The organism is Paraburkholderia sp. UCT70 (assembly GCF_050434085.1).
Lineage (GTDB): Bacteria > Pseudomonadota > Gammaproteobacteria > Burkholderiales > Burkholderiaceae > Paraburkholderia > Paraburkholderia tuberum.
The window spans coordinates 4,097,988-4,122,412 of the sequence record NZ_JBNPVZ010000004.1 but is presented as its reverse complement, the minus strand read 5'-3'; the positions used below and the strand labels follow the sequence as shown (position 1 = coordinate 4,122,412).

The 24,425-nt window shown below is 64.4% G+C and carries 15 protein-coding genes; 9 read left to right on the top strand and 6 right to left on the bottom strand.

What is annotated here, in order from left to right:
* Positions 1 to 130 precede the first annotated feature (130 nt).
* From OKW41_RS44710 to OKW41_RS44690, 5 genes are all read left to right on the top strand, one after another.
* Positions 131 to 1,657 (top strand): aldehyde dehydrogenase family protein, encoded by a 1,527-nt coding sequence (locus tag OKW41_RS44710; protein ID WP_429576380.1) that lies wholly within the window; start codon positions 131 to 133, stop codon positions 1,655 to 1,657.
* Positions 1,658 to 2,513: 856 nt separating this feature from the next.
* Positions 2,514 to 2,765: a PAAR domain-containing protein gene (locus tag OKW41_RS44705; RefSeq protein ID WP_090803518.1), complete on the top strand. Its 252-nt coding sequence runs from the start codon at positions 2,514 to 2,516 to the stop codon at positions 2,763 to 2,765.
* A complete protein-coding gene (locus OKW41_RS44700) occupies positions 2,762 to 6,649 on the top strand; it encodes a type VI secretion system Vgr family protein (protein WP_429576379.1) in 3,888 nt (1,295 codons plus the stop codon). Before OKW41_RS44705 ends, OKW41_RS44700 begins: the two co-directional genes overlap by 4 nt.
* Position 6,650: 1 nt before the next feature.
* Positions 6,651 to 7,253 (top strand): hypothetical protein, encoded by a 603-nt coding sequence (locus tag OKW41_RS44695; protein WP_429576378.1) that lies wholly within the window; start codon positions 6,651 to 6,653, stop codon positions 7,251 to 7,253.
* A 154-nt stretch (positions 7,254 to 7,407) separates the two neighbouring features.
* Complete coding sequence (locus OKW41_RS44690; protein WP_429576377.1) at positions 7,408 to 8,010, top strand: hypothetical protein; 603 nt, start codon at positions 7,408 to 7,410, stop codon at positions 8,008 to 8,010.
* Between the two features lie 59 nt (positions 8,011 to 8,069).
* Here OKW41_RS44690 and OKW41_RS44685 read toward each other — a convergent pair whose 3' ends face one another.
* The 6 genes from OKW41_RS44685 to hemC form a co-directional block, all read right to left on the bottom strand.
* Positions 8,070 to 9,791: a diguanylate cyclase gene (locus OKW41_RS44685; protein ID WP_429576376.1), complete on the bottom strand. Its 1,722-nt coding sequence runs from the start codon at positions 9,789 to 9,791 to the stop codon at positions 8,070 to 8,072.
* A gap of 36 nt (positions 9,792 to 9,827) precedes the next feature.
* On the bottom strand, positions 9,828 to 11,567 hold the full coding sequence (locus OKW41_RS44680) for a SulP family inorganic anion transporter (protein ID WP_429576375.1): 1,740 nt from the start codon (positions 11,565 to 11,567) through the stop codon (positions 9,828 to 9,830).
* Between the two features lie 114 nt (positions 11,568 to 11,681).
* Positions 11,682 to 12,710 (bottom strand): SDR family oxidoreductase, encoded by a 1,029-nt coding sequence (locus OKW41_RS44675; RefSeq protein WP_429454576.1) that lies wholly within the window; start codon positions 12,708 to 12,710, stop codon positions 11,682 to 11,684.
* Between the two features lie 272 nt (positions 12,711 to 12,982).
* Positions 12,983 to 14,173 carry a heme biosynthesis protein HemY gene (locus OKW41_RS44670; RefSeq protein WP_429576374.1) on the bottom strand — a complete coding sequence of 397 codons (1,191 nt, stop codon included), beginning with the start codon at positions 14,171 to 14,173 and terminating at the stop codon, positions 12,983 to 12,985.
* A 2-nt stretch (positions 14,174 to 14,175) separates the two neighbouring features.
* Positions 14,176 to 16,167: a fused uroporphyrinogen-III synthase HemD/membrane protein HemX gene (hemDX, locus tag OKW41_RS44665; RefSeq protein ID WP_429576373.1), complete on the bottom strand. Its 1,992-nt coding sequence runs from the start codon at positions 16,165 to 16,167 to the stop codon at positions 14,176 to 14,178.
* Complete coding sequence (gene hemC, locus OKW41_RS44660) at positions 16,167 to 17,165, bottom strand: hydroxymethylbilane synthase (protein WP_429576372.1); 999 nt, start codon at positions 17,163 to 17,165, stop codon at positions 16,167 to 16,169. The genes hemDX and hemC overlap by 1 nt, the downstream gene beginning before the upstream one ends.
* Positions 17,166 to 17,711: 546 nt before the next feature.
* Between hemC and ppc the strand changes: the two genes are divergently transcribed.
* The 4 genes from ppc (at position 17,712) to OKW41_RS44640 (ending at position 24,372) form a co-directional block, all read left to right on the top strand.
* Positions 17,712 to 20,951, top strand: coding sequence for a phosphoenolpyruvate carboxylase (ppc, locus tag OKW41_RS44655; protein WP_429576371.1), 3,240 nt, complete (start codon positions 17,712 to 17,714; stop codon positions 20,949 to 20,951).
* A 165-nt stretch (positions 20,952 to 21,116) separates the two neighbouring features.
* Entirely contained in the window at positions 21,117 to 21,929 is an 813-nt protein-coding gene (locus OKW41_RS44650) for a helix-turn-helix transcriptional regulator (protein ID WP_429576370.1), read from the top strand.
* Between the two features lie 140 nt (positions 21,930 to 22,069).
* A complete protein-coding gene (gene argH / locus OKW41_RS44645) occupies positions 22,070 to 23,476 on the top strand; it encodes an argininosuccinate lyase (protein ID WP_429576369.1) in 1,407 nt (468 codons plus the stop codon).
* A gap of 362 nt (positions 23,477 to 23,838) precedes the next feature.
* Positions 23,839 to 24,372: a TonB C-terminal domain-containing protein gene (locus OKW41_RS44640; protein WP_184021206.1), complete on the top strand. Its 534-nt coding sequence runs from the start codon at positions 23,839 to 23,841 to the stop codon at positions 24,370 to 24,372.
* The last annotated feature ends 53 nt before the right edge of the window (positions 24,373 to 24,425 follow it).

Sequence of the window (24,425 nt, the reverse complement as noted above, 5' to 3'; positions counted from 1 at the left end):
GAAACGGAACACTTCCGCCATGCAGCTCACTGCAATCCCTGAAATATCGCGCTTCCATGCATTGGTACGGTTCGTGCCTGATGTGTTCCCGCGCAGTCACCCGATCACCATCACAAAACGGAGACAAGTGATGAATCCATTTGACCTGAAAGCCCTCGGCATCGACATCGAGTATCCCTATCGCCAGCGTTACGAAAACTACATCGGCGGCAAGTGGGTACCGCCGGTCGGCGGCGATTATTTCGAAAACGTGTCGCCGATCAACGGGCAGCCGTTTTGTCGCGTGCCTCGCTCGAGCGCTGCCGATATCGACCTCGCCATCGACGCCGCGCACGCAGCGCGCCGCAAATGGGCGAAGACGTCGGTGACAGAGCGCGCGAACCTGCTGCTGGCGGTGGCCGAGCGGATGGAGAAGAACCTGAAGCTGCTCGCGGTCGCCGAGACGATCGACAACGGCAAGCCGCTGCGCGAAACGATGGCCGCGGACCTGCCGCTCGCCGTCGATCATTTCCGCTATTTCGCGGGCTGCATCCGCGCGCAGGAAGGCGGCATCTCGGAGATCGACGACAACACGGTCGCTTATCACTTTCACGAGCCGGCTGGGGTGGTCGGTCAGATCATCCCGTGGAATTTTCCGCTGCTGATGGCCGCATGGAAGCTCGCGCCCGCGCTCGCGGCCGGCTGCTGCGTCGTGATGAAGCCGGCCGAGCAGACGCCGGCTTCGATACTCGTGCTGATCGAACTGATCGGCGACCTGTTCCCCGCCGGGGTCATCAACATCGTCAACGGCTTCGGCAAGGAAGCGGGCGAAGCGCTCGCCACCAGCAAGCGCATCGCGAAGATCGCGTTCACCGGCTCGACGCCGGTCGGCAAGCGCATCCTGCACGCAGCCGCGGACAACCTGATCCCGTCGACGGTCGAACTCGGCGGCAAGAGCCCGAACATCTTCTTCGCCGACGTGCTCGATCGCGACGATGCGTTCCTCGACAAGGCGCTCGAAGGTCTCGCGATGTTCGCGCTGAATCAGGGCGAAGTGTGCACGTGCCCATCGCGCGTGCTGGTTCAGGAGTCGATTTACGAGCGCTTCATCGAGAAGGCGATCGCCCGGGTGGAACGCATCAAGGCTGGCCATCCGCTGAACCTCGAAACGATGATCGGTGCGCAGGCATCGCAGCAGCAGCTCGACAAGATCCTGTCGTATATCGACATCGGCCGGGACGAAGGGGCGCGGTGTCTCGTCGGCGGCGAGCGCGCAACGCCTGGCGCCGGCCTCGGCGAGGGTTTCTACGTGAAGCCGACGATGCTGTTCGGCAACAACGATATGCGTGTGTTCCAGGAGGAGATCTTCGGGCCGGTCGCCTCGGTGATGACGTTCAAGGACGAACAGCAAGCGATCGAACTCGCGAACGACACGTACTATGGCCTGGGCGCGGGCGTGTGGACTCGCGACGGTACCCGCGCTTACAAGATGGGACGCGAGATCGAGGCGGGACGCGTGTGGACCAACTGCTATCACCTGTATCCGGCGCATGCGGCCTTCGGTGGCTACAAGCAGTCGGGGATCGGGCGCGAAACACACAAGATGGCGTTGTCGAACTATCAGCAGACGAAGTGTCTGCTGGTCAGCTATCAGGCGGAGGCGCTTGGGTTCTTCTAAGCGAAGGGCGCGTCGTCTATGGCCGGCGCGTGCCGAAGAATGCAGCCGTGCGGCGTGGTGGCCGCTCCGGCTGCATCAATCGATGCGAAATCACGAAGTCCCCTCAGACCTCAGTCCGCCTCGACTTCTCCCCCAAAGCCGCATTCCGTCATCAGTCTTTCTAAAACCGGAAGCATCCGCTCGCGAACCCACGAAAGCACTTCAACTAGCGACTCGCCTTTTGCGTCGTTCTCGGCGTCAATTGAATAGGAGTGCGTGCACATCGAGCAGTAATGGTCCTTCGGTGGCGTGGGCTTAACGGACTGTCCGGGTCTGGTCTTGTAGAAAGCTTTGGTGAAAATCGCGGTTTCCTTGCTCTCGTGGATCTTCGCTATCCCCATCCGTCGCCCACAGCGACGATATCTATCGCACTGTTTTCCTTCGTCTCGCCAGTGATCTCCTCGTCGTCTTCAAGGCCTGGTCTTTCGGCGTCGGATACAGCCTGTTTGAGCCTGCCCACCGGCACTTCGCGTCGAACGATGACTGTGCGATCGGCCGCCCTCTCCAGTTGTTCGGCGAGTCTCTTCTCATCCTGGGCACTCTGCAGCCGGCTGACAAACGCCCGCAGGAACGATTCCCGTAAGCCGTGATCTCGAACAGACCAGGCGCCGCCGCAGTGACGATCGCGGCGAGCGCGCTGTTGGCAGGTTCATCCGGGGCCTCGGCGCATGGGGGATGCTTCTTCTGGAAGCCGTGAGATCCCGTTCGCCCGACAAATAAACAAATTGCCTACATAGGCTAAAAATTCATCCAATTCCGAATGCTCCTGGTTGCCCCGCTCCCGATACTGTCGTTCGCACATAACAAGGGATGACCGATGAAGAACGGCAACGGCCAGCCGATGATCCGGCTCGCAGACAAGACGACGCACGACGGCACGGTCATCGAGGCCGCGACAGACCTCATGCACATGGGCATCCCGGTTGCACTCGATGGACACGGCGTCGAGTGTCCGAGGTGTGGCGGTGTCTATCCGATCATCGCGACCGGCCAGCGAACCCACAACGGCAAGCGGGTCAGCCATGCCGGCGACAGGACGGGCTGCGGCGCGATCCTGATCGCTTCATGATCGCTTCCCGATTGCCACGAAACACCCTTGCACGCATGGTCGAACCCGCACAGGGCCGCACGCTAGGTCTTTCCAGTGACGCACTACCCACATGGGGCAATGAGCCTTTGCTGGCTCCGCTCCGCCTGCGCGGCACCGAATCCCTGGGCAAGCTCTATCGATACACGCTCGATGTGGCGACGATCGAAAGTCCGACGCTCGGATTGTGGCAAGCACAGGAACTGGTCGTACCCGATAACCTGATTGGCAAAGTCATCGACATTTCGATCGCGTTCGACGGGAACGGATTGTTCGGTCAACAGGTGTTGGGACCCGGTGACGTGGCACACGTGGGCGCGGGCCGCCGCACGATTTCGGGCCTCGTCACAGGCATGAAACAGACCGGCACCGACGACCGGCGCGCCCATTACCGCTTCGTCGTGCGCCCCTGGTTGTGGCTGGCCACGAAGAACCGCGAAAGCAGGATCTTTCAGGACGCGAGCGTAGTGGACGTCACTGACCGGATACTCAAGGAGCGTTATCACTTTCCGGTGGTGATGGAGTTGGGCGCGACCGGTCTGTGCGAAGGCTACCCAAAGCGGGACCATGTCCGGCAGATGTGGGAATCCGATTTCGAATTCCTCACGCGGATCTGGAGAGAATGGGGAATCTACTATCTGTTCGACGGAATGACGCTGGTACTGTGCGATTCGCCCGGCTCGCACAAACAGCACGACAACGGCTACGACACTATCCGCTATCACGCGCCTGACAGCCGGCACGTCGACGAAGAACACATTCACAGGCTCGAGGTCTCGCGTCAGATCACGACGGGCAAGGTCAGTCTGATCGACTACGACTACACGCGCCCCGGCATGCACTTCGAGGGCGAGTACGAGAGCTTCAGCGAACGGGCCTTCGACAACATCGAGCAACACGGCTGGGGCGACTACTCGCAACCGCTCGCCGGCGCGACGGGATTGTCGGGTAGGCGAAACAACTTCCGCAATGAAGCCGAACACCTCGCGAGCGTGCGCGTCGATGCAATGCGCTGCCACCGGCTGCGTCTGAAGGGCCAAGGGAATCTGCGCGGCCTGACAACCGGGAAAACATTCTGGCTCGACAACCATCCGCAATGCGACATCAACGCCGAGTACCTGGCGGTATCGACCACGCTCGACATTCGCAACGCGCCGCAGAACACACAGCCGTCCGGGAACGACACGAACGACGCGTTGCGCCAGTGCGTGACCAGCTTCGTGCTTCAGCCTGCCAATACATTCTTCAGAAACCGGCCGAAAAAAAAGCCGCGCTGCGCGGCGGAAACGGCGATCGTGGTTGGGCCCGAGCACCAGCCGATCTGGGTCGATGGATACGCGCGCGCCAAGGTGCGTTTCGTGTGGGACCGGCTTGGCCCGAAAAACGAGAGCGCCAGTTGCTGGGTGCGCGTGTCGTCGCCGTGGCAAGGCAATGGCTTCGGCGCGATCTATCCGCCGCGAGTCGGTCAGGAGGTCGTGGTCAGCTACCACGAAGAGGACCCGGACAAGCCGTACGTATCGGGCCGGATGATCAATGGCTGGAACCAGCCGCCCTGGAAGCTACCGGATAACCAGGCACTTTCAGGCGTCTTGAGCAGTGAACTCAAAGGTGGCTGCGACGGCCAGACCAATCACGTCGTACTGGATGACACGCCGGGCCAACTCCAGGCACAGCTCGCCAGCGATCACGCACGCTCGCGCCTCGTGCTGGGCTACAACACGCAGGTCGTGCGCGAGGCCGGCCGACAGCAGGCACGCGGTGAAGGCTGGGAACTGGCCACCGACGCATGGGGTGTCGCGCGCGCCAACAGAGGCATGCTGATCACCACGGAGGCGCGTCGCGGCGCGACCGCGCCGGCAAAGGATCTCGGCGAGACCGTGGCGCGCCTCACGCAGGCGCGCGATATCCACGAGAACCTCGCGGGTCTCGCGCGGCAGTATGAGGCACAGGAGCAACAGACCAGTCAAAGCGACGTATCGCGGGCCATCAAGGCGCAGAACGAGGCGATACGCGGCCTCGCGGCGCGTGCGGACCTTCCCTTCCCGCAACTGAGCGCGCCCGACATGGTGCTGGCCAGCGCGGCGGGGGTCGGTCTCACCGCAGCGCAAAGCACGCACGTGGCGAGTGTCGAACACATCGCGCTCACTGCGGGCGGACACGTCAGCATGGCGGCGGCGAAATCGCTGCTGGCGTCGGCAATCAACGGCGTGCGGGTGTTCACGCAGAATCTCGGCATCAGGCTCAAGGCCGCGTCAGGCAAGGTGCGAATCGACGCGCAGAGCGATGATGTCGAGGTCATCGCGCAGCGGGTCGTCAGCATCATCAGTAGAACCGATTCGATCAATCTGATGGCCAGCAAAGAGATCGTACTCCATGCGGGAAGCACGAAGGTGGTCATCAATTCGGAAGGGTACAGGGTCTATACGGATGGAGAGCATCGGGTCCATGCGCGTGGTCATCAAACTGACAGGCCAGCGGCGCGGCCTGTCAGTGTGCCGGTCACACCCGGAAAGCCGGGCAAGCTGGCTGCGCATCATGTTCTGATCGAACACGCTACGGGCTTTGCACTACCGAACCAACCATACCGGATCACGCTCGACGATGGTCAGGTGATTCAGGGCGTGACCAATGCGCTTGGAGAAACGAGTCTCGTCACCAGCAATCTTCTTGCATTCGCGACGGTTGAACTGTTCGCCGCGAGTGAACCGGACAAGGTTATTGCGGTGAGCAGAGGCGCGGTGATCAGGGAGGCGAACGAGCCGTTTGCGGGCGCAGTGCCCAACGCCGAGAAGCGCACCGCCAGGGTCGCAGGAAAGGCCGTGGCCTCTCCCAATCAAAGCGCGACGACGGAAGACAAGCCGCCCGAATTCGTTTCATGCGATCCGATGAACTTCGGTCTGCGCTTTCATCACTTCATCAACGGTGCGACCGGGGCTGATGCGCCGGCTGGCATGTCGATGCGCAAGGATGTTGAATATCCGGTGACCAAGGCTTATACGGCTGCGATCAAAACCGCGTTGCAGGGAATCGATTGGGCCGGGGTGACGTGGCCGTTGACTTCCAGTTCGATAGAGACGATTCAAAACGCGGTCACGCCGCAATTGGAAATCGCGCTTGGTGACGGGCCCTTTGGATTGCCACGACGCGATGCCGCCAACTCGGAAAATGGTGGTGCCATGCCAAAGCTTGTGATTGTCGATCCACAGCGGGCAACGCAGTACGCCCTGCGGCAGGATGTCAGTGCCGCGTTTATCGGTGACGATTGGGTTATCGCCGTCAACGAGAGCGAGATTGCACGCATCGTCGAACTGATGGACCAGCCGGCTTCGCTGGATCACCGCCTCAGGGCATTTGCCGACACGCTGTATCACGAGTCTCGCCACTGCCAACAGTACTTCTGGATGCTTTCTTTGCTTCAGCATTTTCCAGACGACTACAGGGAACTGCGGAATATCCACTTGGTGTATTGGTCGACGATGCTAAAAAAGGCCTATACGGCCGCTGGAAACACGCCGCTACCCGACGATCACCGCGTTCACATCGGTCTGCACAGGATGCTTGTATTCCACTACTACTGGCTGATCTCCTGCATGCAGGACAAGCCGGGCTGGGAGTACGTCAGGCGAGATCTCCCGAGCGCTGAAAGGAAGGTATGTGACCTGCTGAATGTCTCCGCTGAAACAGCTCAAAAAATGGTGCAATTCGAAACCGGCTATAGGAGCCAGATTCATGAAGAAGATGCCTACGCCTGCGCGGAAGTGGTTCAGGCCTACTGGCGCAATCCTGGTGATCCTCTCGTTCGCAACCCCGGTACATGCACGGCCCAGTATGCCGACGCTCTCAGGACCGTCGGGGCCAGGAGCTGAGATGAGACCGACTGTGACCGATGCCCAGCGCGACATGGCCTTCAGGATATTGGCCACGGCGATGGCGATCCTTCGGGACGACCAGCCCTTCGATCCCGCGCATACGATATTCGGCCGCATTCTTGCAGCGCGGCCTGAGCGCGGCGTGGTAGGTGTTACGAAGTATTCCTTCGAGAATCCGGCGTTCCCACGGACGGAAATCACCGTAGTTGTGATACCCGATCCGCTCGACCGCTCTGCCGACCGCGCGCAGGTCAAGCAAGTCATGCTGGACTTCACGATCCGTTTCAGTCCACTGTTGACAGACATTAACCGTTCGACGCTGGAAGACCTCCTCCATGTCGATATCGGCTACTGGATCGACGGCAACGGCGAGCGGCGACCCGGCAACGATATGGGGACAGTGCCGCCGCACGTTCGTCTGCATCACTATCGCTATCGTGCTTCGAATCTGTCAACGAGCCGCTTTCCGGTGGACGTCGAATTTGCTTTCGGCGACCCCGACCCGAACGATCCGGCGCCGGACGAACCCAAAACGCCGGTCCTGATGGACGTTCTCCTCAATCGTGACTACTCCGCGTTGAGACGGCAACACCGTGAATAGAGCCCGTCTTGAACAGCAGGTGGCAACGCGCCACGGCGCGCGGAAGTGGTTCAGGCCTACGGGCGCAATCCTGGTGATCCTCTCGTTCGCAACCCAGGTACATGCACAGCTCAGTACGCTGACGCCCTCAGGACCGTCGGGGCCAGGAACTGAGATGAGACCGACTGTGACCGACGCCCAGCGCGACATGGCATTCAGGATATTGACCACAGCAATGGCGATCCTGCGGGACGACCAGCCCTTCGATCCCGCGCATACGATATTCGGCCGCATTCTTGCGGCGCGACCTGAGCGCGGCGTGGTAGGTGTTACGAAGTATTCCTTCGAGAATCCGGCATTCCCGCGGACGGACATCATCGTAGTTGTGATCCCCGATCCGCTCGACCCCTCGGCCGACCGCACGAAGGTCAAGCAAGTCGTGCTGAACTTCACGATCCGTTTCAGTCCGCTATTGACAGACATTAGCCGCTCGACGCTGGAAGACCTCCTCCATGTCGATCTCGGCTACTGGGTCGACGGCAACGGCGACCGGTGGCCCGGCAACGATATGGGAACGACGCCACCGCAGATTCGGCTGCATAGCTATCGCTATCGTGCTTCGAATCTGCCGACGAGCCGATTTCCGGTGGACGTCGAATTTGCTTTCGGCGACCCCGACCCGAACGATCCGGCGCCGGACGAACCCAAAACGCCGGTCCTGATGGACGTTCTCCTCAAGCGTGGCTATTCCGCATTGAAACGGCAACACCGTGAATAGAGCCCGTCTTGAACAGCAAGTGGCAAAGTGCCGCATGTACAGAGACGACATTCGCATTTTCAGCTTTGCATGGACTCGCTTGCCACCACCCTGTTTCGCCCACTCGCCTTCGCGGCGTACAGTCGCTGGTCCGCGACCGCAATCAACCCCTCGAGGTCAAAGCAGTTATCCGAGACACTCTCCGCCACCCCGATCGATATCGTGAACCATATCTCACGGCCCGGCGCGGTGCGGGTTAATTGCGTCTCCTGAAGGACGCAGGGGTTGCGGGCGACGGCCTCGCGCACGCGCTCCGCAATTCGGGCCGCGTCGTCCGCGGTCGTATCGGGCAGCAGCACACAGAACTCCTCGCCACCCAGACGTGACATCAGATCCCCCGGGCGCACGGCAATCCTGACGACGTTGGCCAGGTGCTTCAGGGCCTCGTCTCCGGCAGCGTGCCCCCAGTTGTCGTTGATCAGCTTGAAATGGTCGACATCGATCATCAGCAGCGCGATGCGGCGCTCGTCGTTGCGCCGTGAAAGTGCGTCGAATTCCTCATTCAAACGGCGGCGGTTCGCGAGACCGGTCAGGGGGTCCGCGAGCGACAATTCCCGCAGCCGCCCGTTGAGTGCCATCTGCGTGGAAAGAAGCTGGTCGACGACAAAAAGAGTGGCCCAGAGAAGCAATGCCATCAGTATCCACACCCCGGCAAACAGCGCGCTGCTCAAGCGAACGACCGAGAAGAATACGGTCGCAGCGGATACGTAATCGGTCAATACGAGATCTGCCGTATCCAGCTTTCTGAAGAGCAGGAAGTCCTGTCCCGGACTCAACGTTCCGCTGGGTGTCCGAAACAGCGTGGAAGCAGAGAGCGTGTTCCACTGCGCCGGCAGAGTCTTCAGCCAATTCTCATCATTGACCGAGAAAGTACTTCCGCTCGTTGCAATTGGCATCCCGCTCGGGTCTATCAGAGCGTGAGTTTCATCCGCTGTGGTGTTGTTCCACAGATAGTCCTGAACGATGCGTTGCGGGACCACAAAGAATATGAGGCCGCGAACCACGTCGTTACTCATCACCGGTGTCCCAAACAGCAGGCGAGGTCCTGCCGGGTTCTTGCGCCCGCGAACCGGATCGAACGTGACGTCATAGTCGAGCGGGTTCTGGTTGGCCAGTTGTAGCAGGCGCGAGCTGCCGTACATTTGCAACAGCCGGACTACCTCGTCGTCGTCAATGGTTGGGTGAGCGACCACGATACCGGTCGGCGAGACGTATACCGCGCGTTCGAGCCCCGTGCCCATCTGCAATTGCATGGCGAGCAGCCGGCTCATCAATTGGGCGAGCCGCAGGTCCTCGACAAATGCGGGCTCGTCACGGTGCAAACCAGGAGTCACCGCGAGCTGCTGTGTGCCGATACCCCGAATGGGGGCGTCGATATCGCGGACTTGAAGATCCCAGACGCGCTCGTCCTGCGCCCGGAGTACCGCCTGGAGCGAGGCATCCGGCGTTCGATCGAGCTGTGCTGTCCGGTCCGCAAGGAGCCGCTCGGCACTCTCGCGAAGAAACTGCAAGTGCTGCCTGTTATCGCGGACCGCGACATCGAGAACCCTGGCCTGAATCTCGAGCCGATGCGAACGGTTATCGAGCTCCCGGGCACGTACGAGAAAATATTGGTGTACAGCAAGAATCAACGTGACAACGAATACCACGGCGAAACACAGGATCACGGTATGCCGCGGACGTGAACTGGCGCGGTCCCAAACCGTTTTCGCAGGCGTTTTAGAAGCGGACGGCAGGCGCATGCCGGCTCTCCGGTGACCCAGCTCCAAGTCTGAATACTATTCCTTCCCAACCCCCTCGACATAGTTATCAACCGCACTGCTCACCGTCGGATGAAAGCGCGCATCGCCAATCAGATCGGTCAGCTCGAAGCGTCTGAGCTTGTCGCGAACCGGATCCTTCACCTCTGCAAAGTGCAGTGCAATCCCGCGCTCGTCGAGCGTGCGCGTCAGTTCCCGCAGCATGTCGGCGGAGGTGACGTCCACGCTCGTCACCGGTTCGGCCGCCACCACCACACGCCGCACCGGTGCCGGCGATTCGGCGACGGCTTGCAGCAGGCGCTCCTGAAACTGCTCGGCATTCGCAAAGAACAGCGGTGCATCCCAGCGAAACAGCACGAGCCCGGGGATTCGCTGGGCCTGCGGATAGCGCTGCAAGTCGTGATAGCCGCGCAAACCTTCGACGCGACCCAACACCGCGTAGTGCGGTCGCCAGCCGTCCCACAGAAATTCGATGACCGCGATCACCACCGCGAAGCAGATGCCGGGAATCGCACCGAACACCGCGACGCCGGCAAAGCATGCCATCGACAGCCAGAACTCCCATTGCTGGATGCGGAAAATCCGCTTCAGGTCCGTGATCTCGAACAGACCGATCGCCGCCGCGATGACGACCGCGGCGAGCGCACTGTTGGGCAGGTAGCGCATCAGATTGGGCGCGGCCATCAGCAGCGCCGCGACCGCCAGCGCGCCGACGACGCCCGTCAGTTGCGTCTTCGCACCCGCCGCCTCGGCGACCGGCGTGCGCGACGAACTGCTGCTGATCGGGAAGCCGTGGAACAGGCCGGCCGCAAGATTGGCCACGCCGAGCCCGACCATCTCCTGATTGGGGTCGACGCGGCTGCGAAAACGTGCCGCGAAAGTTCGCGACAGCACGCTGGTATCCGCGAACGAGATCAGCGCGACCGCGCAGCCGCCGAGCAGTATCTTGACCAGATCGGCGTCGGTGACCCACGGCAGCGCAAAGGTCGGCAGGCCTTGAGGAATCTTGCCGAGCACTTTCACACCAATGCTATCGAGGTGCAACGCGGTTACGCACAACGTCGCAACGATCACGGCGATCAGGATGCCCGGCAGCTTTTCGAAGCGCTTGAGAAACAGGATCAGCACGAGGCTTCCAGCGCCCACCGCGAAGCTATACCAGTTGGCTTTGCCATCGGCGATGGCCTGCACGAGGCTCAAGATGTCCCGCAATGGCCCGCGCTCTTCGATTGAGATGGCAAACAGTTTGGGCAGCTGACTGATCAGCACGGCGAGCGCAATGCCGTTCATATAGCCGTATCGAATGGGTTTCGACAACAATTCAGTGATGAATCCCAGCCGCAACAAGCCCATCACGATACAGAACAGGCCGGACACGATCGCCATCATGCTGGCCGCCGCAATCGCGCGCGACGGGTCGCCCGCAGCGATTTGCACCACGACCGCCAGAATCGGAGCGGCGAGCGCGGAGTCGGGACCGAGCACGAGAATCCGGCTCGGACCGAACAGCGCATACGCCAACAGCGGAACGATCGTCGCGTAGAGGCCGTACACGCCAGGGACGCCGGACGCCTCCGCGTAAGCGATCCCAACCGGCACCAGCATCGTGGTCAGTACCAGTCCCGCCGTCAGATCGTTCGGCAACCAGCTCAGCCGGTACGTCTTGAGCACCGTCAGTCCCGGTAGCCAGCGCATCCAGCGGCGCGCCCTGCTTACAGCAGTCTGTTCTTTGTGAGGAACTGGCCTGTCCGCTTCCATTTTTGGAATGTTCGTAGTCGAGGACGCCGCACCACGGTTTGTGGGCGATACCGTCATTCGAAGGATAGTCCAGACATTCCGTCGGCGACAGGGATGAGGCCCACCGGCCGCGCATCAGGGCCGCTGGCGCCTCAGCAGCCACGCGACGCCCCCCGCCAGAGCCATCACTGCCGCGCCGTACACCGCATTGCGATGCAGATCGGTGAACATCTGCCAGCAGTACGCACGCGCTTCATCATCGAAGCGACCATGCGAAGTGTAGTGGCCCGGCACCGGCTCGTAGAGATTCGCGGGCGCATCGGCGGGCAACGGTTCATCGGTCAATTGCCCGTCGTAACCCGCACGCGCGAGATAGCGGTCGAGCAGCGTCGGCGCGATCCGGTTCGCGAGGATCGCCTTGACCGTCGACCACCCGATCCACACCTGCCGCCGCCGATGGGTGGCCGCAAAGTAGATCGCCCGTGCCGCCACTTCCGGCTGAAACACCGGCGCCACCGGCCGTGCCCTGCGCCCCGTGCGATTGAGCGCCCAGTCGAATTGCGGCGTATTGACCGCGGGCAGATCGACCATCGTCAGATGGATATCGACTCCGTCGTGCAGCAACTCGGAACGCAACGAATCGGTGAAGCCGCGCACGGCAAACTTCGCGCCGCAATAGATCGACTGCAACGGCACCGACCGGTACCCGAGCGCCGAGCCGACATTGACGATCGTCCCGTGCCCGCGCGCGCGCATCACGGGGAGCGCCGCCAGCATGCCGTTGACCTGCCCCAGATAGGTCACCTGCGTGCCGCGTTCGACATCGCGCGCGCTGAGCGCCGACACCGGCGCAAACGCGGTCGCCATCGCGACGTTGACCCAGACGTCGATGCCGCCCCACTCGCGCTTCACACGCTGCGCCGCGCGCTCGATCGCGTCGGCATCGGCGACATCGGCCGGAATGGCGAGTGCGCGCACGCCATAGGTCGCGGCGATCTCCTCGGCGGCACGAGCGAGCCGTCGCGGCTCGCGCGCGATGAGCCCAACGTCGTAGCCCTGCCGCGCAAATTCGGACGCACTCGCGCGCCCCACGCCGGCACTTGCCCCTGTAATGACGACGACGCCCTTGCGCTCGACGTCGCCGCTGCGGGTCTCGGTTTGCACCGTCACAGCGTCGCTGGCCACTTTGAACACCTCCGAGGTTGCGCATCAAGTGAGGTGGTGAAGCAAAGCGCAGTCCCGACGATTCGAGCTGGGGATCTGCGAATTGCGCGCGAGTCCAGCGCACGCTCGGCCGCCGGGACGCCGGCCGCCGGATCGCCGGCCGCCGGATCGCCGGCCGCCGGAAAAACAAATGGCCGCAGCACGAGGCTGCGGCCGTCAGGTAGCGGTTTCCGAGGCTTGCGCGCTTCAGCGCATGGCCGAAAACGCCGAACTCACGTCACGTTCATCGCCAACGCACTCTCGCGATAGTGCTGGCTCGCCTTGTCGGTATCGCCCAACTGCTCGTGCAGACGCGCGAGCGCGCGATGCGAGCGGATCTTCAGCGTCTCGTTGTCGGCAAGCTTCAGCGCGCGTTCGAGGAACGACTGCGCCTTGCCCCACAACTGCTGATGCAGGCACAGGCGCCCCAGCGCGAACATCAGGTCCGCGTCTTCCGGCCGGTCCTTCTGCCACGCCTCGGCCTTCTGGATCAGCGGCAACGCGTCGCCGCCGGCCGTGTCCGGATAGCAGCGCAACAGGCGCGCATCCCAGTTCTGCGCGAGCGCCTCCTCGACGATCTTGCGCGCCTCCTGCGGACGGTTCAGCGCGACCAGCAGTTCGGCGGCGGTGTCGGCGAGGCGCGGCGAATGACGCTCGGTCGCCGACAGCGCGTTCCACAGTTCGAGCAGCGCGTCCGCATTGTGGCGACGATCGCGCAGCAGATTTTCCGCCGCCAGTTGACGCAGCCGCACCGCGACCGCCGGATGGATCGCCTCGCGCTTCTCCAGCGTCTTCACGAGCTTCAGCACTTCGCCCCAGTTCTTCAGCTGCTGCTGCGCGCGCAGCATGATTTGCTGCGCGTGAATGCGCCGCGCGCCCTGCGATTGCATCTCGGTCAGCGCATTGAGCGCGCCGTCGGCGTCGCGGCCGTCGGCGCGCATGTCGGCGGTGGCCATCAGGCGCGCGTCCTGCCAGTCGGCTTCGTCGATCTGCGCGAGCCATTCGTCGCGCCGCGCGTACTCATGCATGCGATGCGCGGCGGTCGCCGCGATCAAACCGGCCGCGCCCTTGTTGTCGCCATTCGTGAGCGCGTCCTTGGCGGCCTTTTCCGCGCGCGAGAAACGCCCCGCGTACAGGTTGCCAATCGCATCGCGCAACGCCGCGTGCGCCTTCGCGACACGCGCGCGTGCGCGGTACGCGGCGACGCGCTGCGGCATGCGCCAGATATTGCGGATGATGCGCAACAGCGCATAGACCAGGATGAACAGCACCACCAGCCCGACGACGAACAGGTTCAGCGACATGTCGACGCGGTACGGCGGATAGATCAGCAGCACTTGCCCCGCGTCGAAGCGCCCGCCCACCGCGAGCACGACCGCGACGGCGAACAGCGCCGCGAGCCATAGGAGTCCCCGGATCGCCATGATTAACCCCGGTTCCGGTATTGATTGACGGCCTGCAGGCTCGTATCGAGGTTCGGCAGCTCGACCGCGGCCGATCCGGCGTCCACCTGCTTGACCAGATCGATGACCGTCTGCGTGTCTTTCGACGACGCGTCGAAGTAGCGCGTCAACGCGGATTGCGCCGCCTGCAGGTCGGACTTCAGCGTGGTCTGGTTACGCGACAGCAGCGCGAGACGCGCCGACAGCAGACGCAGCTTCAGGTTCTCGCGCACGAAGTAACCTTGATCCGGCGTGACCAGCATCGCGTCGGCGTTGTCGATACGGCGCACCTGCACGAGGCTCGTCAGCTGTTCGCCGATGCCGTGCGTGACCTCGTCGATCCACACTTCCCAGCGCGGCTTGCCGGTGGCCGCGGCCACCTTCGCGGTGTCGGCCCACGTGGCCGCATGCGGCGTGGCACGCGGAATCGGTGCTTCACCCGACAGCGGCAGGCCGTTCACGTGATCGATCGCGTTGTCGAGCTTGATCGCGAGGCCGGTCAGATCGGTGGACGGCGCCGCCTTCAGCTTGTCGATGTCCTGCGCGATCGCCTTGCGCACCGCGATCGCCTGCGGACTGTCCGACGCCGCGAGGCGCGTATCGGCGCTTTGCAACGCGAACAGCGCGAGCTGCGTATTGCCGGTCAGCTGCAACTGCTGGCTCGCCGCCGACAGCATCTGCCCGACTTCGGCGAGCGTCCAGTCGTCGCGATTGCGCGCGAGATCCGCGTATTGCTGTTGCAGCGCCTGCTGCGCGGCCTGCGCATCGGCGAGCTTGCCTTCGAGCTGCGCGACCTGCGAGTCCGATTGATGCACGGTGGCGAGCGCCTGGTCGATCTTGATGCGCAGTTCGTTGGTCTGCGTGTCGTTGGCCTGCTGACGCTGCGCGAGTTCCTGCTCGGTGCGCACCAGCTTGCGGTTCATCGCGAAGCCGCCCACGCCCGCCGCGCACGCGATGACCACGATGACAATCCACAACAGCGGTCCGCTCGTGCTGCGGCGCTTTTGCGCTTCGTACGGCGTGAAGGGTTGGTTCGGCGGCAAGGCGGCGCTTGCGGGCGGCTGAGGTGAGGCGTTCGTGGATGCGTTCGTTTCAGTCATGCGTGGTTGAGCCGGGTTGGACGATACCGGTTGGACGACGGGAGGCACGGCGGCCGCGGCAACGAGGGCTCGGACTATGCGCTCGTCGCCCGCGCCGGACACCGTAATCCTATCAAAACCCAATGCCCGCGCGGTCTGCGCGATGCGGGGATGCGGCGTGACGAGCGGCGCGTGTTTGAGCTGCTCGATCTCGCCGGCGGTCAGATGCTCGTGCGCGAGTTCGTGCAGATTGCGTACGCCTTCGGAGCTGGTCAGAAGCCATGCGTGCGGCGTGCCCGCGAGCAGTTCGTGCACGCGCGCCCATGCGCCGATCGACGGCTCCGGCACGGTGCGCCGGTAAGCGGCCACCGCGTCGACTTCGGCGCCGGCTTCGCGCAGGCGCTCGCTCAGCCATTCGCGGCCGCCGTCGCCGCGCACGATCAGCACGCGCTTGCCTTCGAGGCCCGCGGCACCGAGTTGCGCCTCGATTGCGGCAAACAGGCTCTCGGAGTCGAAGCTCGTCGATTCGTCGTCGGCGCCCGCCGCGGGGCTGATCACGCGATGCTCGGGCGCGCTGACGCCGTGGCGCGCGAGCGCTTGCACGCTGCCCGGGCCGACCACGCCGATCGGCAGCGCATGCGGCCAGATATCGTGCTGGCGCGCGAACGCGTGATCGACTGCGTTCGGCGACACGAACACGACGAGCGCGTAGCGTTCGAGCGACGCGAGCGCGGCGCACAACGGCGCGTCGTCGATGACGGGCGCGATGTCGATCAGCGGGAAGTCGAGCGACGCGAGTCCGGCTGCTTCGAGCTGTTCGACGAGTTCGCTCGACTGGCCGGCCGGCCGCGTGATCACGACCGTGAAGGGCGCCTTCTCGGGCGAGACGGCGGCCATCACTCGCTGGCCGCCGCGCCGGGCGCGGCCGCGGGACCGCTCGCCGTACTGAGCGCGCGGACGATGTCGAGGGCGCCCTGCTGCACGAGCGAGTGCGCCACTTCCTCGCCGAGCGCGAGCGCGCGTTCTACGGTGGGCGCCGGCGCCGACGCCTGCGCACTCAGCACGCGCTGGCCGTCCGGCGTCGCGACGATGGCGCGCAGATGCAGCGCGCCATCGCCCCAGGTTGCGTAGGCGGCGAGCGGCACCTCGCAGCTGCCGCCGAGCGCGCGCGATACCATGCGCTCCGCTTCGACGGCCGCCGCCGTGCGCTGATGATGCAGCGGCGCGAGCCATGCGACGAGGTCCGCGCGATCGGCGCGAATCTCGATGCCGAGCGCGCCCTGGCCCGCCGCGGGCAGACTGTCCTCGGGATCGAGCAGCGCGCGGATGCGATCGGCGAGACCCAGCCGCTTCAGCCCGGCCGCGGCCAGAATGATCGCCGCGTAGTCGCCGCGATCGAGCTTGGCGAGTCGGGTATCGAGATTGCCGCGCAACGGCCGCACGTCGAGATGCGCATAGCGCATGCGCAGCATCGCCTCACGCCGCAGACTCGAGGTGCCGACCACGGCACCGGCCGGCAGCGCGGCGAGCGAGTCGTACTGATTGGACACGAGCGCGTCGCGTGGGTCCTCGCGCTCCATGATGGTGGACAGCGCGAAACCGGCGGGCAACTCCATCGGCACGTCTTTCAGCGAATGCACCGCGAGGTCGGCGCGGCCATCGGCGAGCGCGGCTTCGAGCTCTTTCACGAACAGCCCTTTACCACCCACCTTCGACAGCGTGCGATCGAGAATCTGATCGCCACGCGTAGTCATTCCGAGGATTTTTACGTCACAAGATGGATATAATTTGTGCAGCGCACATCGCACATGCTCGGCTTGCCACATGGCAAGGCGGCTCTCTCGCGACGCAATCACAAGCGTGTGGGGTGGCGTGGAAAACGTCTCGGTGTTCATTAGCTTGCTGCTGGATGTCGGGATGGAATAACAATCAATGTTAGCACGCGCCCTCGTTCGCGCCCTTTGGTTCCAAGGCACGGCGAAGCGCCGTGCGCAAGCGGTATCGACGGAGGAGACGGGCTTCGCGCCATGCGCGAAGGCCCCCATTGCGCGTTGTCACGTACGGTCGTTCGCGCACTGCGCGGCGGCACGCGGGATGATGCAATGCGGCGAACATGCTGAGGCAATGCCTGCCGCGTGTTCGGTCCCAGCGCGGGCTGGCAGCCCGTGGCTCCTCTCTCCCTCGTCGGCGTCGCGCGATTCGGCAGCGCTCGTGTCGTTCCGCGTACGCGGTGCGGCACGCGCAGGCCCCGCTTCTAGTGGGTCGAGCAATCGCCGTGTACAGTCGCCGTTTCAAGTCTCCGTTGCAGTTGCACTAGCAGTCCGTCTTGTAGTCCGTTGCGTAGTCCCTGTTGCACGCAGTTCACGTTGCACTTGCTGGTTGCAGTTCCGCAGTCGCAGTTCATCAATCAACAGACTCTGGCTTCCCCGAGGAAACTCATCGTGACGTCTTCCGGATCGGCGCGCCCCGCCCGCCGCAACACTGCCTCGCCCACCGCTCGCCCGGCCGACGCCGCGGCGCCTGACGCCCTGTCCGACGTTGCCGCGCACGCCATATCGTCGAGCGTCGGTCAACATGGCGACACGCGCGCCGACCAGCGCGCCACGCGCCGCGCCCTCGCCGCTCGCGCCACCAAAGCCCCGAAGGCCGCGCAGACCTCGGTGCCCGTCAAGCAGGACAAGGCGCAAAAGGCGTCGAAAGCCGGCAAGGCCAGCAAGGCTGAACAGGCCGCGACATCGGCCACCGCGCGCAAGCCGGCCAAGGCCAAGGTCGATGGCGACGCAACACCCCCGCGCGCCGCGAAACCGTTGAAACCGAAGGTCGTACCGCCGGCTGAGTCCGCCGCCGCGACCACCGCGAAGAGCGGCGGCCGCACGCGCGAGGACAAGGACCACCCGCTGTTCCAGGACATCCGCTATCTCGGGCGTCTGCTCGGCGACGTGCTGCGCGAGCAGGAAGGCGAGGCGGTGTTCGACATCGTCGAGACGATCCGGCAGACGGCAGTGCGTTTCCGTCGCGAGGACGACAGCGCCGCCGCGCAGACGCTCGACAAGAAGCTGCGCACGCTGACGCCCGAGCAGACCGTCAGCGTCGTGCGCGCGTTCAGCTACTTTTCGCATCTCGCGAACATCGCCGAGGACCGTCACCGCAACCGCCGTCACCGAATTCACGCGCTCGCGGGCTCGGCCTCGCAGCCGGGCACGATCGCCCATGCGCTCGAGCGGCTCGCCGCGGCTGGTGCCGCCGCGACACCGGTGCTGCAGCGGTTTTTCGACGACGCGCTGATCATGCCGGTGCTGACCGCGCACCCGACCGAAGTGCAGCGCAAGAGCATTCTCGACGCGCAGCACGACATCGCGCGTCTGCTCGCCGAGCGCGACCAGCCGCTGACGAACCGCGAGCGCGCGCACAACGAAGCGATGCTGCGCGCGCGCGTCACGTCGCTGTGGCAAACGCGCATGCTGCGCGACTCGCGTCTGACGGTCGCCGACGAAATCGAAAACGCGCTGTCGTACTACCGCAGCACCTTCCTCGAAGAACTGCCGGCGCTGTACGCCGACATCGAGGAGGCGCTGAAGGAGCATGGCCTCGAAGCGCGCCTGCCGCCGTTCTTCCAGATGGGCAGCTGGATCGGCGGCGATCGCGACGGCAATCCGAACGTCACCGCCGAAACGCTCGAAAACGCGATCACGCGGCAGGCCGCGGTGATCTTCGAGCACTACCTGGAGCAGGTGCACAAGCTCGGCGCGGAGCTATCGATGTCGAATGTGCTCGTCGGCGCGAGCGATGCGCTGAATGAGCTCGCGGACATCTCGCCCGACCATTCGCCGCATCGCACCGACGAGCCGTATCGTCGCGCGCTGATCGGCATCTACACGCGGCTCGCGGCAAGCGCGCGCGTGCGCCTGGGCGAAGGCAGCGTGCCGCTGCGCAGCGCCGGCCGAGGCGCGGCGCCGGTCCGCGCGATCCCCTACGACGACGCCGCCGACTTCGTGCGCGACCTCCACGTGCTGATGGATTCGCTCGCCGAGCATCACGGCGCGCCGCTCGCCGCGCCGCGTCTCGCGCCGCTCGCGCGCGCGGCCGAAGTGTTCGGCTTCCATCTCGCGAGCATCGATCTGCGGCAAAGCTCCGACATCCACGAAGCGGTGATCGCCGAGCTGCTCAAGCGCGCCGGTGTCGAGGACGATTACGCGGCGTTGCCGGAAGCCGACAAGCTGACCGTGCTGCTCGCCGAGCTCGCGCAGCCGCGCGCGCTGCGGGTGCGCTCCGCCGACTACTCCGAGCTCGTGAAAAGCGAACTCGCGGTGCTCGAGGAAGCGCGCATGACGCGCGAGAAGTTCGGCGCGCGCGCGGTGCGCAACTACATCATTTCGCACACGGAGACCGTTACCGACCTGGTCGAGGTGATGCTGCTGCAGAAGGAAACCGGCCTGTTGCGCGGACGCCTCGGCGACGAGCACGACCCCGCGCGCGCCGGCCTGATGGTGATCCCGCTGTTCGAGACGATCCCCGACCTGCGCAACGCGCCGCACATCATGCGCGATCTGATCGCGCTGCCGGGCATTAGCGCGCTGATCGAACATCAGGGCAACGAGCAGGAAGTGATGCTCGGCTACTCGGACAGCAACAAGGACGGCGGCTTCCTGACGTCGAACTGGGAGCTGTATCGCGCGGAGCTTGCGCTCGTGTCGCTGTTCAACGAACGCGGCTTGACGCTGCGTCTGTTCCATGGGCGCGGCGGCACCGTCGGGCGCGGCGGCGGCCCGACCTACCAGGCGATCCTGTCACAGCCGCCGGGCACCGTCGACGGTCAGATCCGTTTGACCGAGCAGGGCGAAGTGATCGCGAGCAAGTTCGCAAATCCGGAAATCGGCCGGCGCAATCTGGAAACCGTCGTGGCCGCGACGCTCGAAGCGTCGCTGCTGCCGCACGACCACACGTTGGCCGAGCTGCCGGTGTACGAGGAAACGATGCAGCAGCTGTCCGATACGGCGATGGCCGCGTATCGCGCGCTCGTCTACGAAACGCCGGGCTTCAAGGAGTATTTCTTCGAGTCCACACCGATCGCGGAGATCGCCGAGCTGAACATCGGCAGCCGCCCCGCGTCGCGCAAGCTGCAGGATCCGAAGCAACGCAAGATCGAGGATCTGCGCGCGATTCCGTGGGGCTTCTCGTGGGGTCAATGCCGGCTGCTGCTGACCGGCTGGTACGGCTTCGGCAGCGCGGTCGCCGAGCACCTGGACAGCGCGCCGTCCGACGCCGAACGCGCGCGCCGTCTCGCGCTGCTGCAGAAGATGCACAAGAACTGGCCGTTCTTTTCGAATCTGATGTCGAACATGGACATGGTCATCGCGAAGACCGACCTCGCGGTCGCGTCGCGTTATGCCGCGCTCGTGACCGACAAGAAGCTGCGCAAGCATGTGTTCGAGCGCATCGTCGCCGAGTGGGAGCGCACGTCGAAGGTGTTGTCGGAGATCACCGGCAAGAGCGACCGGCTCGCCGAGAATCCGCTGCTCGCGCGCTCGATCAAGAATCGCTTCCCGTACCTCGATCCGCTCAATCACCTGCAGGTCGAACTGCTCAAACGCTATCGCGCGGGCGACACGAATGCGCGCGTGCGGCGCGGCATTCATTTGAGCATCAACGGAATCGCGGCGGGGTTGCGCAATACCGGTTGAGGTTGCCGCATTGGTGGACAAAAAGCCGGGTGTGGCCGACGCAGGTCACACCCCGCTTTTCTCATTGCGCGAATCCAGCCGCTACAATAGAGTCCGCCATGTACCAGTACAAGTTCGTCAATTATTCTGGTATCTCGATTACCCCCTCCACGCGCAGCCGATAGCATGACGACGCCGTCCTCCGCCGATCACCCGCCGCCGCTCGACGCCACCCCGGCCCGCGCGCTCGGCGACTTCATCCGCGCCCATCGCGAGCGGCTGTCGCCGCAGGCGGTCGGGCTGCCGCCGGGGCCGCGTCGCCGCACGCCCGGTCTGCGGCGCGAGGAAGTTGCGCAGCTGTGCGGCGTGAGCCCGACCTGGTACACGTGGATCGAGCAGGGCCGGCCAGTGTCCGCTTCCGCCGATGCGCTCGCGCGCATCGCGGTCGCGTTGCAGCTGTCGCGCGCCGAGCGCGCGTATCTGTTCGAGCTGGCCGCGCAACGCGATCCGGCCGAGCCCGACCCGGCCGCCGCCGATGCGCCCGCCACGCTGCTGCAAACCGTGCAGCTCATCGACACACCCGCCTACGTGCTCGACCGGCAGTGGAATGCGCTTGCGTGGAACGAGCGCGCGGCCGATCTGTTCGTCGGCTGGCTCGACGGCGCGCACGACCGCAACCTGCTGCGCTACACGTTCACCGAGCCGGCCGCGCGCGCGTTGATCGTCGATTGGGAAACGCGCGCGCGGCGGCTCGCCGCCGAATTCCGCGCCGACTCCATCCGCCATCTGAACGATGCGCCCACACGTGGGCTGATCGATTCGCTGTCGGCCGTTAGCGACGAGTTCGCACGCTACTGGGCCTCCCAGGACGTCGGCGGGCGCGAAGGTGGCAGGCGCGAGTTCAACCATCCGCGCGACGGGCGCATCGTTTATGACCAGATCACGTTCAAGCCCGCGCATCGCGAGGATCTGAAGCTCGTGGTGCTGGTGCGCGAGTAGGCCCGGGATGGGCGGCAGCGCTTTGGCCGCCCTCACCCGGTGTTAAAATCTTCGTCTTTCTTCGCTGCGGCGGCGCTTCTGCGCGATTCGCGCACTCGCGTTGCCAGCCTCTTCACCGCTCGTTTTTACCGCCCAACACCATGACGTCCCAACTGCACAAAAAAGGCGAAGCCTGGTCGGCTCGCTTCTCGGAGCCGATGTCGGAACTCGTCAAACGCTACACGTCGTCGGTTTTCTTCGACAAGCGTCTGGCGTTCGTCGACATCGAAGGGTCGCTCGCGCACGCGTCGATGCTCGCCGCGCAGAAGATCATTTCCGCCGACGACCTAGCTGCGATCCAGCGCGGCATGGCGCAGATCAAAGGTGAAATCGAGCGCAGCGAGTTCGAATGGCAGCTCGATCTCGAAGACGTGCACCTGAACATCGAAGCGCGCCTGACCGCGCTGATCGGCGACGCCGGCAAGCGCCTGCACACCGGCCGCTCACGCAACGACCAGGTCGCGACCGACATCCGCCTGTGGCTGCGCGGCGAGATCGACCGCATCGGCGAGCTGCTCACCGAACTGCGCGTGGCGCTGCTCGAGATCGCGGAGAAGAACGCCGCGACCATCATGCCCGGCTTCACGCACCTGCAGGTCGCGCAGCCCGTCACGTTCGGCCACCATCTGCTCGCGTACGTCGAAATGTTCTCGCGCGACGCCGAGCGCATGATCGACTGCCGCAGGCGCGTGAACCGTCTGCCGCTCGGCGCGGCCGCGCTCGCCGGCACCAGCTATCCGATCGACCGTCACGCCGTGGCGAAGACGCTCGGCTTCGACGGCATCTGCGCGAACTCGCTCGACGCAGTCTCCGACCGCGACTTCGCGATCGAATTCACGGCCGCCTCCGCACTCGTGATGACGCACGTGTCGCGCTTCTCCGAAGAACTGGTGCTGTGGATGAGCCCGCGCGTCGGCTTCATCGATCTGGCCGACCGTTTCTGCACTGGCTCGTCGATCATGCCGCAGAAGAAGAACCCGGACGTGCCCGAACTCGCGCGCGGCAAGACCGGCCGCGTGAACGGCCATCTGATGGCGCTGCTCACGCTGATGAAGGGCCAGCCGCTCGCGTACAACAAGGACAACCAGGAAGACAAGGAGCCGCTGTTCGACACCGTCGATACGGTCGCCGACACGCTGCGCATCTTCGCCGAAATGGTCGCCGGCATCACGGTCAAGCCGCAGGCGATGCGCGACGCCGCGCTGCAAGGCTTCTCGACCGCGACGGACCTCGCCGACTATCTCGTCAAGCGCGGCCTGCCGTTCCGCGACGCGCACGAAGCAGTCGCGCTCGCGGTGCGCGTGTGCGCCGATCGCGGCTGCGATCTCGCGGACCTGACGCTCGACGAAATGCGCGGCGAACTGCCGAACGTCGCGCATCTGATCGGCGACGACGTGTTCTCGTATCTGACGCTCGAGGGCTCGGTGGCGAGCCGCAATCATCCGGGCGGCACAGCGCCCGAGCAGGTGCTGGCCGCGGTGAAAGCGGCGCGTGCGACGTTGAAGTAATCGACGCCTGGGCAGCGCCGTGAGCCTCAGCTTGCGGCGTGGCTGGTTGAACCGGGATCGAAAAGGCGGACCCGTTTGGCGGGTTCGCCTTTTTTATTGCCGCGTGCGAATGGCGAATCGAAGGCAAAAGAAAGCCCGCCAGAAGCGGGCTGAAAAGACTTCCACCGATGCCTCAGCAAGAGGCCATCAGAGTGTAGGCGGGTTTCGCTCGCCGACCAATGCGCGCACATTTCCGGCGATTACAGCGGAAAGCAAAGCGCCTCAGCGGGGCACGCACGATGACATCCGGCGGGCGAACGCCAATTGAATCCCGGCGGTTTTTGACTACCATTCAATCAGGTTCTCCTCGCGGTTCGTCGACGATGCTCTCTCGCACTTCTCCCCCTCCTGTTTCTCACCGTGTGGCTCTGCGCTCCTTCACGGCCGCTCGCATGCATCGGCTATCGCTCGCCGCGCTCGGTGTTGTCGCCGTGGCCGGCTGCACGATCACACCGCTGACGCCGCACGAAACCGTCAGCACACCGGTGGCCGCGATCAACAGCGCGACGCTCGATCAATATCGCGACGCGGTCGCACGACGGATCGTCGAGCGCAATCCGTCGTATGTGCTCCAGGGCAGGCCTCAGCCGATGCTGCGCTCGCTGGTGGTGGTGTCGTTCACGGTCGATCGTTATGGACACATCGTCGAGTCGTCGGTGTATCGCACGAACGGCGACGACGAAGCCGAAAGCACCGCGCTCGCGACGCTGCGCCGCTCGGCGCCGCTGCCGCTACCGCCCGGCAAGCTGCTGAACGGCCGCGGCCAGCTCGAGCTATTCGAAGACTGGCTGTTCAACGACAACGGCAAATTCCAGCTGCGCGAACTCGCCTCGCCGCAAGCGGAAACTTACGACTGAGCGCGGTTGGCGCGTGCGCTGACACGCACCGCCCAGCGCATCCGCGCATGGGT

Excerpts from the sequence above, each read along its gene's own strand:
- OKW41_RS44690 (WP_429576377.1), top strand. The coding sequence starts at position 7,408 with ATGAGACCGACTGTGACCGACGCCCAGCGCGACATGGCATTCAGGATA.
- OKW41_RS44695 (WP_429576378.1), top strand. The coding sequence starts at position 6,651 with ATGAGACCGACTGTGACCGATGCCCAGCGCGACATGGCCTTCAGGATA.
- OKW41_RS44650 (WP_429576370.1), top strand. The coding sequence starts at position 21,117 with ATGACGACGCCGTCCTCCGCCGATCACCCGCCGCCGCTCGACGCCACC.
- OKW41_RS44670 (WP_429576374.1), bottom strand. The coding sequence starts at position 14,173 with ATGGCGATCCGGGGACTCCTATGGCTCGCGGCGCTGTTCGCCGTCGCG.
- OKW41_RS44680 (WP_429576375.1), bottom strand. The coding sequence starts at position 11,567 with ATGGAAGCGGACAGGCCAGTTCCTCACAAAGAACAGACTGCTGTAAGC.
- OKW41_RS44700 (WP_429576379.1), top strand. The coding sequence starts at position 2,762 with ATGATCGCTTCCCGATTGCCACGAAACACCCTTGCACGCATGGTCGAA.
- OKW41_RS44710 (WP_429576380.1), top strand. The coding sequence starts at position 131 with ATGAATCCATTTGACCTGAAAGCCCTCGGCATCGACATCGAGTATCCC.
- OKW41_RS44640 (WP_184021206.1), top strand. The coding sequence starts at position 23,839 with ATGCTCTCTCGCACTTCTCCCCCTCCTGTTTCTCACCGTGTGGCTCTG.
- OKW41_RS44685 (WP_429576376.1), bottom strand. The coding sequence starts at position 9,791 with ATGCGCCTGCCGTCCGCTTCTAAAACGCCTGCGAAAACGGTTTGGGAC.
- OKW41_RS44705 (WP_090803518.1), top strand. The coding sequence starts at position 2,514 with ATGAAGAACGGCAACGGCCAGCCGATGATCCGGCTCGCAGACAAGACG.
- argH (WP_429576369.1), top strand. The coding sequence starts at position 22,070 with ATGACGTCCCAACTGCACAAAAAAGGCGAAGCCTGGTCGGCTCGCTTC.
- hemC (WP_429576372.1), bottom strand. The coding sequence starts at position 17,165 with ATGAACACCGAGACGTTTTCCACGCCACCCCACACGCTTGTGATTGCG.
- hemDX (WP_429576373.1), bottom strand. The coding sequence starts at position 16,167 with ATGGCCGCCGTCTCGCCCGAGAAGGCGCCCTTCACGGTCGTGATCACG.